The following is a 14,483-nucleotide window of genomic DNA, read 5'->3' as shown; positions in this document are numbered from 1 at the left end:
TCGCGACGCGCGCAGGTCGGCGTAAGTTCTGTGCGTGCATGCGACCGTTCACCTCGATTTCCTCACCCGCGATCGCCTGCCGTTGCTGTGCTGCCTGGTGGCGTTCATTCTCACGTTCTTCGTGACGCGTCTCGTGGTGCGTTACATCCGCAGGAATGCCGGCCGCGAACGGCCGCCGAAGTGGTGGCAGCCTCGCAACATGGGGCACGGATCCGTGCACATCCATCACATGGTGATCGGCGTCGTGCTGGTGATGGCTTCGGGTGTGACGATGGTGACGCTCGCGGTCAACGGCGGTGTACCGGAGTTCACGGTGGCCGCGGTGTTCTTCGGCATCGGCGCGGCCCTGGTGCTCGACGAGTTCGCACTGATCCTGCATCTGTCGGACGTGTACTGGGCCGAGGACGGCCGTACCTCGGTGGATGCGGTGTTCGCCGCAGTGGCGGTGGCGGGGTTGTTGATCCTGGGTTTCAATCCGCTGTCATTCTTTGATATCGGTATCTGGCGCGAGGACCAGTCGGCGGCCATGCGGGCGCTCGTGGTCATAGTTGCGGTACTGACCCTGCTCCTGGCGGTGGTGGTGCTGCTCAAAGGCAAGGTGTGGACTGGATTGGTGGGCATGTTCATAACCCCGTTGTTGTTCGTCGGGGCAGTTCGGCTGTCGCGGCCGCATGCGCCGTGGGCGCGTTGGCGCTACACCGGCCATCCAGGCAAGATGCACCGCGCTCTGGAGCGAGAGCGCTGGCTGCGCCGGCCTGTGGTGCAGGCCAAGTTGTGGTTGCAGGACGCGATCACCGGCATGCCGAAGTTCCCCGACGACGCCACCGTCGACGCGCAGCTGGATCGTGAGATCCACGCGGCCCCCGCCCCGGCGCAGTCACCGGGAGCCTCCGCCGAGCGGACCGGACGGATCGGGTGATGCGCTACTTCTATGACACCGAGTTCATCGACGACGGTCGCACCATCGAGCTGATCTCGATCGGCGTCGCCGCCGAGGACGGCCGCGAGTACTACGCGATCTCGACGGAATTCAATCCGGACCGGGCCGGCCGGTGGGTGCGCAAGCATGTGCTGCCCAAGCTGCCGTCCCCGGCGTCGAAGCTGTGGCGGTCACGGCGGCAGATCCGGTCGGAGCTGGAGGATTTCTTCAACGTCGACGGTGACGAACCGATCGAGTTGTGGGCGTGGGTGGGTGCCTATGACCACGTGGTGTTGTGCCAGCTGTGGGGCCCGATGACCGATCTGCCTCCGGCGATGCCGCGGTTCACCCGCGAACTGCGCCAGTTCTGGGAGGACCGTGGATCACCGCGAATGCCCGCGCGACCGACCGATGCGCACGACGCACTCGTCGATGCCAGGCACAATCTGCACCGGTTCCAGTTGATGACGGGGATCGGGCTCACCCCGGCGCGGGAATCCGGCACCACACAACCCTGAAAACAGCCATTCACCGGCGGCTACCATGAACGGGTGAACTGGACCGTCGACATCCCCATCGACCAGCTGCCACCGCTGCCTCCGCTGACCGACGAGCTGCGTCAACGGCTTGATGCGGCGCTGGCCAAGCCGGCCGTGCAGCAGCCCAGCTGGGACCCCGACGCGGCGAAGGCCATGCGTACCGTGCTGGAGAGCGTGCCGCCGGTCACCGTGCCGTCGGAGATCGAGAAGCTCAAGGGTCTGCTGGCCGACGTCGCCCGTGGCGAGGCCTTCCTGCTCCAGGGCGGCGACTGCGCCGAGACGTTCGTCGACAACACCGAGCCGCACATCCGGGCCAACATCCGCACCCTGCTGCAGATGGCTGTGGTGCTGACCTATGGCGCCAGCATGCCGGTGGTGAAGGTGGCCCGCATCGCGGGTCAGTACGCCAAGCCGCGCTCGGCTGATCTGGATGCGCTGGGCCTGAGGTCCTATCGCGGTGACATGGTCAACGGCTTCGCCCCGGATGCCGCAGTGCGTGAGCACGATCCGTCGCGGTTGGTGCGGGCCTACGCCAATGCCAGCGCCGCGATGAACCTGGTGCGCGCGCTCACCTCGTCGGGACTGGCGTCGTTGGACCTGGTGCACAACTGGAACCGCGAGTTCGTCCGGACTTCGCCCGCAGGCGCCCGGTACGAGGCGTTGGCCGGGGAGATCGACCGGGGCCTGAAGTTCATGTCCGCCTGCGGGGTGGCCGACCGTAACCTGCAGACCGCCGATATCTTCGCCAGCCACGAGGCGCTGGTGATCGACTACGAGCGCGCGATGTTGCGGCTGGCCGACCCTGCCGAGAACCCGGACGGGCCGCGCAAGCTGTACAACCAGTCCGCGCACTACCTGTGGATCGGTGAGCGTACGCGTCAGCTCGACGGGGCCCATGTGGCGCTGGCCGAGGTGATCGCCAACCCGATCGGGATCAAGCTGGGGCCGACCACGACGCCGGAGATGGCCGTCGAATACGTCGAGCGGTTGGATGCGAACAACGAGCCCGGCCGGCTGACGCTGGTGACGCGGATGGGCAACAACAAGGTGCGTGATCTGCTGCCGCCGCTCATCGAGAAGGTCCAGGCGACCGGACACCAGGTGATCTGGCAGTGCGATCCGATGCACGGCAACACCCACGAGTCGTCAACCGGCTACAAGACCCGCCATTTCGACCGCATCGTCGACGAGGTGCAGGGGTTCTTCGAGGTGCACAACACCCTGGGAACCCACCCCGGCGGCATCCACGTCGAGATCACCGGAGAGAACGTCACCGAATGTCTCGGTGGGGCGCAGGACATCTCGGATTCGGATCTGGGCGGCCGCTACGAGACTGCATGCGATCCGCGGCTCAACACCCAGCAGAGCCTGGAGTTGGCCTTCCTGGTCGCCGAGATGCTGCGCGGCTAAGACTGTCGGCTAGAGCAACGCGCCGATGTTGCTGCCCAGCGTCCACGCTGCGGCGGCGACCAGGCCCGTCAGGGTGAGTACCGCGATCACCCAGAACGCCAGCGCCCGTTGGGCGCGTTGGCGGGCCCAGTGGAACTCGCTCATTTCGATACCGGCGAATTGCCCTGCCCCGAGCGAGTATTCGGCCGCTTGGGGATCGGCCGGGATCGGTGCCCAGTCGTGCTGGTCGCGGGTGATCTCGCGGGTGGGCTGCCGCGGTGCGGGAGCAACCGGGGGCGCCACCGGCGGGGACGGCGGCGCGGCAGTTACGACGGTCGTCTCTGCATGGCGGTCGTCGGGGGCGCCGAGGTCGTGCACACGGGTGGCGGCCAGGTGCTGCGCCGAATGCCGCGGTGCGGGTACGCGGAACGCCGGCAGGCCGAGGTCGTCGACGATCTCGGCCAGTTCGGCCCGCATGTCGTCGGCGTCGGCGAAGCGTTGTCCCGGATCGCGTGCGGTGGCGCGGCGCACGAACTGGTCGAATTGCTTTGGCACCCCGGCGATTATCCCGCTCGGTGCGGGCACATCGTTGTCCATGCGCTGATAGGCCACGGTGAGCGCCGAGTCTCCGGTGAATGGCGTGACGCCCGTGAGCAGTTCGTAGGTGAGGATGCCGACGGCGTACACGTCGCTGCGCGGGTCGGCGTCGCCGGTGCTCACCTGCTCGGGGGACAGGTAGGCCGCGGTGCCCAGGATCACGCTGGTCGAGGTGATCTTGGCCTCGGCGACGGCGCGCACCAGGCCGAAGTCGGCGATCTTGACCTCGCCGTCGTCGGAGATCAGGACGTTCTCGGGCTTGATGTCGCGGTGCACCAGGCCGGCGCGGTGTGCCACCGCGAGCCCACCGAGTACCGGAGCCAGCACCGCGGCGACCGCGTGCGGGGGCATCGGGCCGCGTTCGGCCAGCAGTTCGCGGAGTGTGCCGCCCTCGATCAGCTCCATCACGAGGAACGGGTGTTGGTGGTCGATCCCCTGGTCGTAGACGGCGACCAACCCGGGATCCTTCAACCGGGCCACCGCCTTGGCCTCGCGCCCGAACCTGGTCAGGAAGTGGTTGTCGCCGCTGTAGCGGGAGTCCATCACCTTCAGCGCGACGGGACGGTCCAGGCGGACATCGAGCCCGCGATAGACCGTGGACATGCCGCCGGTGGCGATGACGGTGTCAACGCGATAGCGCCCGTCGAGCATGGTGCCGACGAGTGGATCCGATTGCTGCTCCACCGGACACATGTTACGAGTTGCGGCCGTGGTCTTAGAATCAGTGCGGTGAGCAGCATTCCGGTCGCCGATGACGTCTTGGACCCCGACGAGCCCGTGTACGACCTACCGACGGTGTCGGGTTTGCTCGGCATTCCGGTCACCAAGGTCCATCAACAGTTGCGCGACGGTCAGTTGATCGCCGTGCGCCGCGACCGCGTCATGGTGGTGCCGAAGATCTTCTTCGATGGCGACGGGCATGTGGTCAAGCACCTGCCTGGCCTGCTGGTCGTGCTGCGCGACGGCGGGTACCGCGACACCGAGATCGTGCGCTGGCTGTTCACCCCGGACGAGTCGCTGACGATCACCGCCGACGGCCGCACCGAGCAGGTGGCCAATGCCCGCCCGGTCGACGCCCTGCATTCCCACCAGGCACGTGAGGTGCTGCGCCGCGCGCAGGCGCTAGGTTACTGACGGCTGGTTCTCGGCCGCCGGCTCAGGCGCGGGGCTCGAGGGTGCACGGTACAGCGAGTACCACGCCGCCACCGCGCATGCCGTGGTCAGCAGCACGTGCGCCCACGAGTACATGCCGTGTGCCCCATCGGGTTTCCACATCACCATGATCCAGGTGGAGAGCCCGGCCACCACCGCGATGGCGGGCCGGGTCTGGATCAGGGCGGCCGCGACGGCCAGCGGCCACGTGTAGTACCAGGGCAGCGCAGCGGGAACGAACAACACGACCACCGCCATGGCCAGGGCGGTGCCGGTGAGGGCTTCGCGGTCGGTGTGCCGGTAGCGCCACCACAACAGCGGTAGGGCGATCACGATGGTGAGGATGCCGATGACGCGGGTGACCTCGAGCACGGCGTAGAAGTTGACCGGGAAGATCAGGCCGCCGATGGCGTTGATCAGGTTGGCGGCGGCCGTGGGCACGGTCAGCCAGTTGATGATCTTCACGTTTCCCGCCGCGAGGGCGGACAGCCAACCGAGGCCGACGCCGGCCAGCCATGACATCAGCGCGAACACCGCGGCGAGGATCGCCATGGAAGCGGCGGTCGCCAGGACGAATGCCCGTACCGGTGGGTGGTCGTGGCGGTCGCGCAGCTGCCGCGTCCACACCCAGACGACGAACGGAAGTGCCAGTCCCGCGGTCGCTTTGACTGCGACGGCCATGGCGATCAGGCCGACACCCCAGACGGGGTGCTGTCGGAACGTCAGTGCGATGCCGGCCATCATGAGCCCGACCATCAGCATCTCGTTGTGTACGCCGCCCATCAGGTGGATGATCACCAGCGGGTTGAGCACGCAGACCCACAGCGCAGTGGCCGGACTCGCGCCGATGTGGCGGGCGACGCGCTGCGTCGCCCAGATCAGCAATACCAGGCCCGGCAGCATGCAGAGCCGCAGCAACATGGTGCCGGCCACGACGTCGTCGCGCACCAGCAACGTGACGAACTTCGCGACCAGGATGAACGCCGGTCCGTAGGGCGCGGTGGTCGTCGTCCAGATCGGGCTCACGTTGTCCAGCAGGACGTTCGGATTCTCCACCGGCCCCACCACGTAGGGGTCGAAGCCGTCGCGCAGCAGCGCGCCCTGGGCGAGGTAGGAGTAGGTGTCCCGGCTGAACAGCGGAACGCTCAGCAGCAGAGGCGCGAGCCAGAAACCTGTCGTGGCCACCATGGTGTATTCGGTTGCGGTGCGGTCGATCACGCGCCGGCCCAGCCACAGCCAGGCGATCAGCATCACCGCGATGCCGACCCACAGCAGGATCGAGGACAGCACCAGGCCGTGCCCGAATCGCAGCCAGGACAGGTGCAGTGACTCCAGGAGCGGGTCGTGCAATCGGGTGCTGCCCGCGCCGAGCCCGCCGATGGTGAGCAGGGCCGCGCCCAGGAAACCCAGCCGGGCCGGGCGGGCATCGGCGGACACCGCGAATGCGGCCAGGCGTGAGATGTGTTGCGAGACCCCGGTGCCCGGGGTGTCGGTCGGCATCTCCTACGCCGACCGGTTCGCCGCGAAACGGGCGATCTCGGCCAGGCCGGTCTTTGCCTGGGCGTGAATGGGGGCGGCTGCCAGCGTGTCCAGGGCACGGTTGGTCAGCAGTTCGATGTGTGCCTCGACCGCGGCCAGGGCGCCTACTGATTCGATGGCCCGGCACAGGTCGCCCACCTGTGTGTCGGACAGCTCGGTGCCCACCGAGGTGCGCAGCAGTTCTGCGGCGGCCGGGTCGGATTTGTCGGCGAGCTCGAGTGCCTCGGCGAGCAGCACCGTTCGCTTGCCGGATCGCAGGTCGTCACCGGAGGGCTTTCCGGTCACCGCCGGGTCGCCGAACACTCCGAGCACGTCATCGCGGAGCTGAAAGGCGACGCCCAGGTCGTTGCCGACCTGGTGGAAGATCTGCTGCACGTCGGGCCGGTCGGCGGCCGCAGCCGCGCCCAGTTGCAGCGGCCGGGCCACGGTGTATGACGCGGTCTTGTAGGTGTTGACGTTCATCGCCGAGGCCACCGATTCGGCACCGCTGGACTCGGCGACGATGTCGAGGTACTGGCCGCCGAGCACTTCGGTGCGGATGTGGCGCCAGACCTGCTGGACGCGTTGCTGAGCGTCGACGGGGATGTCGGCGGAGGACACGACGTCGTCGGCCCAGGAAAGGGCCAGATCGCCGGCCAGGATGGCTGCCGACAGGCCGAATTGCTTGGACGAGCCGTGCCAGTTGCGGTCGCGGTGCCGGTCGGCGAAGACCCGGTGCACGGTGGGCAAGCCACGGCGGGTGGCCGAATCGTCGATGACGTCGTCGTGCACCAGGGCACAGGCCTGCAGCAATTCCAGCGCGGCGAACAACCTCAACACATCGGGACCAGCGGGGCGGTCGGCCGGGTCGATCACCGCGCGCCAGCCCCAGTAGGCGAAAGCCGGGCGCATCCGCTTGCCGCCGCGCAGCACGAATTCTTCGAGGGCCCCGGTCAGCTCGGCGTAGTCGGTTCCGATGTACTCGGAGTCGCGGCGGCGCTCACGCAGGTAGTCGCGCAATTGGTCGGTGACGGCTCCGGCCAGCTCGACGGTTGACGGAGCCGATGTCTGCACGCTCAGCGCCCGCCCCTTTCTTGTCGTCAACGGTATGTCCCCGAGAGTGCATTCAGCGTAGAGCGTGCCACGCGCTTTGTACCAAGTGAGGGCGGTGTCGCAATGTGCCCGTCGGGGACGGCTGCGCGGTCAGTCGCTGCCGGCGACCGGGTCACCCGGTTTCGGGGAGGTGTCCCGGCTCATCCAGGCCAGGGCACCGATCACGCCGGCCACCAGGAATGCGCCCACGACGAGCCAGATGGTCGCGGTGGTGAAGGACCGGGCACTGGGATCGGTGTAGCGGGCCTGGGCGCTCATGGTGCTGACGATGCCCGGCCGCAGTTTCCATTCCACGATCGAGGAACTGACCTGATCGCCGTTGGTCGAGGTCACTTCGCCGGGGAACGACACCGTGAGCAGAACGTCGGCCTGCGGATCGTTGAGCGAGGTGAGGTCCACCCGGCCTTCCAGGATCACCAGGTCACCGGCGCGGCGCAGGGAGATGTCGACTCCGGCGGCATCTCGGCTCATGCCGGCCAGCTGGGGCAGTTCGGCGAACGTGAGGTCGGAGAACACCGCCTGGGAACCGACGAAGTCGTCGCGGCTGTACTCCGAGACGGAGACCTTCGTGGCGAACGGGAGGTTGTTCAGCAGTTGCGGGCCCCTGTCATCGGCGTCCCGCGGCTTGGCTGCGGCGATGATCTGACCGGACACCCTGTCGTCGGGGGAGACCGTGATCGAAGTGCGGACCCGGACGCAGCCCACCGCCATGGGCAGGATCAGCAACAACATCACCAACGTGAGCAGGCGGGTCCGTCGGCTACGTCTGGGAAGGCGGCTCGGTGGTCGGACGTGCACGCTGGTCATCGTGCCAGATCTCACAACGGCAGTGGGCGACCGAGGATGGCGAACGGCCGGGGGTCCCCGGCGAAGTGGTACCCGCGGATGACGTCGGTGAAGCCCAGCCGCCGGTACAACCGCCACGCCCGATTGGCCTCGCCGTTGATCTCAGGGGTCGACAACAGCACGTGAGATTCATCCCGTCCGTCCAACAGTCGCCTGGTCAGAGCCTCGCCGAGGCCCTGGCCCTGGGCGCGGGGCGCGATGTGCAGCTCGGTGAGTTCGAAGTAGCTGCCCATCAGGTCGGCGATCTGTCCCGGGTTGGCGCCCATCCGCTGCAGGCCGGAGATGACCTGCTGCTGCCACCATTGATCCGGCGCGCCGCTGTAGCCGTATGCGATTCCGTTCAGCGGTGCGTCGACCAGATCTGCCCGGTTCGGGCCCGCGCCTGATTCCGCATCGGCATCGGGCGCCTCGACCGCGGCCACGCATTTCCAGTCCGTGCGCCGGGTGTGTTCGAGCCACAGGGCCGCGCGTTGCTCCTCGGTTCCGCGTGGGTAATGCATGGCGTCGACGTACACGCGCAGTGCGTCGGGAAGCCGGCGCTTCATGTCGTCCGGCGACAGATCGATGAGATACGTCGCCAATGCCTTCGCCTTTCGCCCGCCCGGTGTCCTGCCTAACTCATTATCTTCAGCATTATCCGGCTGCGAGACGGTCGGTCCCGTCGACCCGAGCTATCTCGCGACGACCTACAATCGACGGCGAACAAGGTGGTACGGCTCGGATCGACCTCGTATCATTAGGGTTAGGTGCCCGTGATTGCGGGCACGTGAAATCTTGAAAAGCGACGGCGGCGTCGGCAAGGAGGGACGAATGCCACTCTCCGATCATGAGCAGCGCATGCTCGACCAGATCGAGAGCGCGCTCTATGCCGAGGACCCCAAGTTCGCCTCGAGCGTTCGTGGTGGGACCTTGCGCGCGCCATCGGCTCGGCGCCGGCTTCAGGGCGCGTTGCTGTTCATCGTGGGTCTGGCCCTGCTGGTCATCGGTGTGGCCGTGAAGGCCACCATGCTCGGCGGGTTCCCGATCCTGTCGGTGGTGGGATTCGTGGTGATGTTCGGTGGCGTGGTGTTCGCGATCACGGGCCCGCGCGTGACCGGTGGACCGGGGCGTGCGGCCCAGGGTTCCGGCAATGCACCGCGACAGCGTCGCCAGCGCGGCGGGTCTTTCACCACTCGGATGGAAGACCGATTCCGACGCCGGTTCGACGACTGAGCCGTCAGACGGATTCAGGGGGCAGCCCGTAACGGGTTGCCCCTTTTTTTGTGCGTTGTCGTGTGCCCGGGTCGGGTGTCGGGGGCATGTCCAGCGACACGCCGGATCAGGTCTCCGGGTGGGGCCGTGGGGCTGTGTGGGGGAGCGCAGCAGATTCTCAGGGAATTTCACCCCACAACCCCCCACTCTTTCACCGCAGGTGTCTACCTGCGGTTTCTCCGTTTCTATGGCCCGGGTTTGGGTGCGAAGACGCGCTGAGGGGTCTGTTCTGGGGGGCTTGGGTGGGGAGAACGCCCAAACTTGGCGGACTAAATGGAGCAAAGTGGGGGATCGTGGGGTAAAGTGGCGGCCAACGGGGAAAACGGAACCCCGTTCGGAGGGCAGAAGGCCTGGCCTGGATCTCACAAGCGACTCGGGATCCGAACTCCGGTGGCGGGAGGTGTCCAGATGTTTCTGGGTACCTACACGCCCAAGCTCGACGACAAAGGGCGGCTCACGCTGCCCGCCAAGTTCCGCGACGTACTGGCAGGAGGGTTGATGGTCACGAAGAGTCAAGATCACAGCCTGGCCGTGTACCCGCGGGACGAGTTCGAGGAACGCGCACGCAAAGCGGTGGAAGAGGCCAAGGCGCATCCGGAACGTCGTGCGCAGTTGCGGGTGTTCGCCGCGGCCGCAGACGAACAGCGTCCGGACACCCAGGGTCGGATCACCTTGTCGGCGGATCACCGTCGCTACGCAAACCTGTCCAAGGAATGTGTGGTTATCGGGTCGGTCGACTACCTGGAGATCTGGGATGCCGACGCGTGGCAGGAGTACCAGCAGACCCACGAAGAAAACTTCTCCGCGGCCACTGATGAGACTCGCGACGTTCTCTGATGGTGCCCCTGATACGGCCCGTCAACCGGCGGCCGGCCTGGACTTAGCCCGTGCAGCGAGGCCTCTGCCCGAATTGGCCCTGGCGTACTTCCCCAACGCCAGGTCCGTTAATTCGGACAGAGACCCCGGTGCAGGGGCCATTCCGAGCGGAGGTGTTTCAGCGGTGCCAGATTCCCCAGATCGGTCCGACTCCCAGGGCCACGGTCACATCCCGGTTCTGCTCGACCGCTGTGTCGAGCTGCTGGCCCCCGCGCTCACCCGTCACCACCAGGACGGCACCGACGCAGTGCTGGTGGACGCCACGCTCGGCGCGGGCGGCCATTCCGAACGCTTCCTGACCGAGTTTCCCGGTCTGCGGGTGATCGGCCTGGACCGTGACCCCAATGCGCTCGGCATCGCCGGTGCCCGCCTGGCGCCGTTCGGCGACCGGATGCGACCGGTGCGGACCCGTTATGACGGAATCGCCGGGGCGATAGCGGAATCCGGCTTCACCCAGATCGACGGTGTGCTGTTCGACCTCGGGGTGTCCTCGATGCAGCTCGATCAGACCGAGCGCGGCTTCTCCTACTCCACCGACGCGCCGCTGGACATGAGGATGGATCCCGATGCACCGCTGACGGCCGCGGACATCCTCAACACCTACGACACCAAGTCGATCGCGCGGATTCTGCGCGATTTCGGCGACGAGCGCTTCGCCGGCCGGATAGCCGACAAGGTCGTCAAACGGCGTGCGCAGCAACCGTTTTCCACCACCGGTGAACTGGTGGAACTGCTCTACGAGGCGATCCCGGCACCGGCCCGCCGTACCGGGGGGCATCCGGGTAAGCGCACCTTCCAGGCGCTGCGGGTCGCGGTCAACGGCGAACTGGATTCGCTGCGCGCCGCGTTGCCTGCCGCGCTCGCCGCGCTGACCGACGGCGGACGGATCGTGGTGATGTCGTATCAGTCACTCGAGGACCGGATCGTCAAGCAGGCGTTCGCTGCTGCCACGGCATCGCGGACCCCGCCCGGCCTACCCATCGAACTGCCCGGCCATGAACCCGAATTCGTCACGTTGACCCGCGGCGCCGAGAAGGCCCGCCAAAGTGAGATCGATCGCAATCCGCGTAGCGCTCCGGTGCGGCTGCGGGCACTGGAAAAGGTTGGGGAAGGGGGCAACTCATGAAGGTCAAGCGACCCGAACAGCTGCGCGAGGCAGACCGCAGGCGTCCGGTGCGTCAACCGGCCCGAGGTGGTGGGCGGCGCACCGATCAGGCCCCGCCGCGCAAGCGCCGGCCGGGTTCCGAGCAGCGACCCGCGCGTACGGCACCGAGTGCCGGGCCGATTCAGCGGCCGGGTACCCGGCCGGCCCGGCCCAAGAGTGCCAGCCAGGCAAAAGCGCGGGCGAAGGCTCGTAAAGCCAAGGCTCCCAAGGTTGTCCGTCCGCCACTGCGCGTTCGGCTCCGGGAACGTCTGCTGGTCCGGCTGGCCTCGATCGAGCTGAACCCCCGCGTCCTGGTCTCCCGTGTGCCGTTCGTTGTGTTGGTGATCGCGGCACTGGGTCTGGGACTTGCGGTCACGCTGTGGCTGTCGACCGGTTCGGCCGAGCGGTCCTACCAGTTGGGCCATGCCCGCCAGGTCAATCAGGGTCTGTTGCAACAGAAAGAGGCGCTGGAGCGCGATGTGCTCGAGGCGCAGGCCGCACCGGCGCTGGCCGAGTCTGCCCGCAATCTGGGAATGATCCCGTCGCGCGATACCGCACACCTGGTGCAGGACGCAGCGGGCAACTGGACTGTCGTCGGGACCCCCAAGCCGGCCGAAGGGGTGCCGCCGCCCCCGTTGAACACCGATGGCTCGGTCGCTTGTTTCTCTTTTGTTTTTTCAAGCAGACGACGGCATACGATGTCCTGCTTAGTGTCGTGGGCTCGGAGATGTGTATAATCGACAGCCCCCGGCCCCGCGGGTGGTCGATCCGCGGGAGCTGACGGTGCGGGCGCCGCGCCCGGGTTCTCCTGCCGTTCCGGGCATCCCGGTCCCGCAGGCCGACGCACCCCATGGCGTGCCGGGAGCCGTACCGCCGGTGCCCGGGCCGGTCCTGCCGGGACCCGCGCCGGCACCGAACGTGCTCGCGGCTCCGGCTCCGGTCCCCTTGGCGCCGCCCGCGCCGGTTGATCCCGCTCAACTCGCACCACAACAGGTCACTGATCCGACGCACGTGCCCACCGCCGGTGTGCCGACCGCGCCCGGACCGGTCCTGCCGGGACCGGCCGCTCCGGGACCGGCCGCGCAGGCGCAGGCGCTGGCCGCCCCCGCCCCGGGCCCCGTCGTTCCGCTGGAGCAATTCAGCCCACCGGCGGCCCCCGCGGCACATGTTCCGGCTGCCGGCGTCAACGCGCAGGCGCCGGCCGTATGAGCCGCCGCCCGGGCCGTCAGGGTCAGTCGCCCAAGCCGCAGCGGGCCAAGAAGGCCTCGCCGGGGCCCGGACATGAGGCCCGGGACCGCCGAACCAGGGTGGCCGCCACCGAAACAGGTTTGCGCAGCTCATCTTTCGTGTTCCGGCATCGCACCGGGAACCTGGTCATGCTCGCAGTGTTGGTGATCGCGGCAGTGCAGCTGTTCACGCTCCAGGTGCCCAGGGCCGCGGGGCTGCGCGCCGAGGCGGCCAGCCAGCTCAAGGTCACCGACGTGAACCCGGCCATGCGAGGCAGCATCGTCGACCGCAATGACGACAAGCTGGCGTTCACCATCGAGGCCAAAGCGCTGACATTCCAGCCGGTCCGGGTCCGCAAACAGCTCGCCGAGGCCAAGGCCAAATCCAGCGAGGCGCCGGATCCGGATCGCCGGCTCTCGGACATTGCCAAGGAGATCGCCACCCGGCTGGACAACCGGCCGGACGCCAAGACGGTGCTCAAGAAGCTCCGAAGCAACGAGACTTTCGTCTATCTGGCCCGCGCGGTGGATCCCGCGATCGCCAGCGCCATCATGGACAAGTTCCCCGAAGTCGGTTCCGAGCGCCAGGACCTGCGTCAGTACCCGGGAGGATCGCTGGCCGCGAACATCGTCGGCGGCATCGACTGGGACGGTCACGGCTTGCTGGGACTTGAGGATTCTCTCGACGCGGTGTTGGCCGGCTCCGACGGTTCGGTCACCTACGACCGGGGTTCGGACGGTGTGGTGATCCCGGGCAGCTACCGCAACCGGCACGACGCGGTCAACGGCTCCAATGTGCAGCTGACCCTCGATGACGACATCCAGTACTACGTTCAGCAGCAGGTGCAGCAGGCCAAGGACGCCTCGGGTGCCAAGAATGTCTCGGCGGTGGTGCTCGACGCGAAATCCGGTGAGGTACTGGCGATGTCGAACGACAACACGTTCGACCCGAGCCAGGACCTCGGTCGGCAGGACAGCCGGCAGATGGGCAACCTACCGGTGTCCTCACCGTTCGAGCCCGGCTCGGTGAACAAGATCATCACGGCGTCGGCCGCGATCGAGTACGGTCTGGCCAATCCCGACGAGGTGCTGCAGGTGCCCGGCTCGATCGACATGGGCGGCGTCACGGTCCGCGACGCGTGGAACCACGGCGTGATGCCGTACACGACGACCGGTGTGTTCGGGAAGTCGTCCAACGTCGGTACCCTGATGTTGGCCCAGCGTGTGGGTCCGGATCGGTTCTACGACATGGTCCGCCGGTTCGGGCTCGGTCAGCGCACCGGCGTCGGGCTACCGGGTGAGAGTTCGGGTCTGGTTCCGCCCATCGATCAGTGGTCGGGTAGCTCGTTCTCCAACCTCCCTATCGGACAGGGTCTTTCGATGACTCTGCTGCAGATGACCGGGATGTATCAGACGATCGCCAACGACGGGGTCCGCATGCCGCCGCGGATCATCAAGTCCACGATTGCGCCCGATGGCACCCGGACCGATGAGCCGCGGCCGGAAGGGGTTCGGGTGGTGACACCGGAGACCGCCCGCACGGTACGCAACATGTTCCGCGCCATCGTGCAGCGTGATCCCATGGGTGCGCAGCAGGGTACTGGCCCGCAGGCCGCGGTCGAGGGCTACCAGATCGCCGGCAAGACCGGTACGGCGCAGCAGATCAATCCGGCGTGCGGCTGCTACTACGACGACGTCTACTGGATCACCTTCGCCGGCATGGCGCCTGCCGATGATCCGCGCTATGTCGTCGGCATCATGATGGACGCGCCGCACCGCGCCGCGGACGGCTCACCGGGATCTTCGGCGGCGCCGCTGTTCCACAACATCGCCTCGTGGCTGCTGCAACGTCACAACGTCCCGTTGTCGGCCGATCCGGGGCCGCGCTTGACCCTGCAGGCGACCTGACCGCG

General features: G+C 67.4%; 13 protein-coding genes and 1 pseudogene. 9 read left to right on the top strand and 5 right to left on the bottom strand.

Annotation, left to right across the window (positions count from 1 at the left end):
- The first annotated feature begins 34 nt into the window (after positions 1–34).
- From HBE63_RS13560 to HBE63_RS13550, 3 genes are read left to right on the top strand one after another with little or no spacing between them, the layout of a single operon-like run.
- Entirely contained in the window at positions 35–919 is an 885-nt protein-coding gene (locus tag HBE63_RS13560) for a hypothetical protein (protein WP_166905204.1), read from the top strand.
- A complete protein-coding gene (locus tag HBE63_RS13555) occupies positions 919–1,437 on the top strand; it encodes a polyadenylate-specific 3'-exoribonuclease AS (protein ID WP_166905203.1) in 519 nt (172 codons plus the stop codon). The genes HBE63_RS13560 and HBE63_RS13555 overlap by 1 nt, the downstream gene beginning before the upstream one ends.
- Positions 1,438–1,470: 33 nt before the next feature.
- Positions 1,471–2,868, top strand: coding sequence for a class II 3-deoxy-7-phosphoheptulonate synthase (locus HBE63_RS13550; RefSeq protein ID WP_064932658.1), 1,398 nt, complete (start codon positions 1,471–1,473; stop codon positions 2,866–2,868).
- A gap of 9 nt (positions 2,869–2,877) precedes the next feature.
- On the opposite strand, the gene HBE63_RS13545 is transcribed toward HBE63_RS13550, so the two are convergent.
- The gene (locus tag HBE63_RS13545) at positions 2,878–4,137 is read right to left on the bottom strand and encodes a protein kinase (RefSeq protein WP_166905202.1); all 1,260 of its coding nucleotides are present in this window, start codon (positions 4,135–4,137) and stop codon (positions 2,878–2,880) included.
- A gap of 36 nt (positions 4,138–4,173) precedes the next feature.
- On the opposite strand from HBE63_RS13545, the gene HBE63_RS13540 reads away from it, so the two are divergent.
- On the top strand, positions 4,174–4,578 hold the full coding sequence (locus HBE63_RS13540; RefSeq protein ID WP_166905201.1) for an Rv2175c family DNA-binding protein: 405 nt from the start codon (positions 4,174–4,176) through the stop codon (positions 4,576–4,578).
- Here HBE63_RS13540 and HBE63_RS13535 read toward each other — a convergent pair.
- From HBE63_RS13535 to HBE63_RS13520, 4 genes are all read right to left on the bottom strand, one after another.
- Entirely contained in the window at positions 4,567–6,096 is a 1,530-nt protein-coding gene (locus HBE63_RS13535) for an alpha-(1->6)-mannopyranosyltransferase A (RefSeq protein WP_166905200.1), read from the bottom strand. The genes HBE63_RS13540 and HBE63_RS13535 overlap by 12 nt on opposite strands.
- Positions 6,097–6,099: 3 nt before the next feature.
- A complete protein-coding gene (idsA2, locus tag HBE63_RS13530; protein ID WP_166909761.1) occupies positions 6,100–7,188 on the bottom strand; it encodes a bifunctional (2E,6E)-farnesyl/geranyl diphosphate synthase in 1,089 nt (362 codons plus the stop codon).
- Positions 7,189–7,317: 129 nt separating this feature from the next.
- Positions 7,318–8,034 carry a DUF3153 domain-containing protein gene (locus HBE63_RS13525; protein WP_166905199.1) on the bottom strand — a complete coding sequence of 239 codons (717 nt, stop codon included), beginning with the start codon at positions 8,032–8,034 and terminating at the stop codon, positions 7,318–7,320.
- 11 nt (positions 8,035–8,045) lie between these two features.
- Positions 8,046–8,654 carry an N-acetyltransferase gene (locus HBE63_RS13520; protein WP_166905198.1) on the bottom strand — a complete coding sequence of 203 codons (609 nt, stop codon included), beginning with the start codon at positions 8,652–8,654 and terminating at the stop codon, positions 8,046–8,048.
- A 229-nt stretch (positions 8,655–8,883) separates the two neighbouring features.
- On the opposite strand from HBE63_RS13520, the gene HBE63_RS13515 reads away from it, so the two are divergent.
- From HBE63_RS13515 to HBE63_RS13490, 5 genes and pseudogenes are all read left to right on the top strand, one after another.
- Positions 8,884–9,285 (top strand): DUF3040 domain-containing protein, encoded by a 402-nt coding sequence (locus tag HBE63_RS13515; protein ID WP_166905197.1) that lies wholly within the window; start codon positions 8,884–8,886, stop codon positions 9,283–9,285.
- A 447-nt stretch (positions 9,286–9,732) separates the two neighbouring features.
- A complete protein-coding gene (gene mraZ, locus HBE63_RS13510; RefSeq protein ID WP_166905196.1) occupies positions 9,733–10,161 on the top strand; it encodes a division/cell wall cluster transcriptional repressor MraZ in 429 nt (142 codons plus the stop codon).
- On the top strand, positions 10,136–11,326 hold the full coding sequence (gene rsmH, locus HBE63_RS13505; RefSeq protein ID WP_371815028.1) for a 16S rRNA (cytosine(1402)-N(4))-methyltransferase RsmH: 1,191 nt from the start codon (positions 10,136–10,138) through the stop codon (positions 11,324–11,326). Before mraZ ends, rsmH begins: the two co-directional genes overlap by 26 nt.
- Positions 11,323–12,553 (top strand): annotated as a pseudogene (locus tag HBE63_RS31405) (hypothetical protein). The gene rsmH and the pseudogene HBE63_RS31405 overlap by 4 nt, the downstream one beginning before the upstream one ends.
- Positions 12,550–14,478 (top strand): penicillin-binding protein 2, encoded by a 1,929-nt coding sequence (locus HBE63_RS13490; RefSeq protein ID WP_166905193.1) that lies wholly within the window; start codon positions 12,550–12,552, stop codon positions 14,476–14,478. The pseudogene HBE63_RS31405 and the gene HBE63_RS13490 overlap by 4 nt, the downstream one beginning before the upstream one ends.
- Positions 14,479–14,483: the final 5 nt, after the last annotated feature.

This window comes from Mycobacterium sp. DL440, assembly GCF_011745145.1.
Lineage (GTDB): Bacteria > Actinomycetota > Actinomycetes > Mycobacteriales > Mycobacteriaceae > Mycobacterium.
The sequence above is the reverse complement of the archived record's forward strand: the minus strand, read 5'-3'. Positions and strand labels throughout refer to the sequence as shown.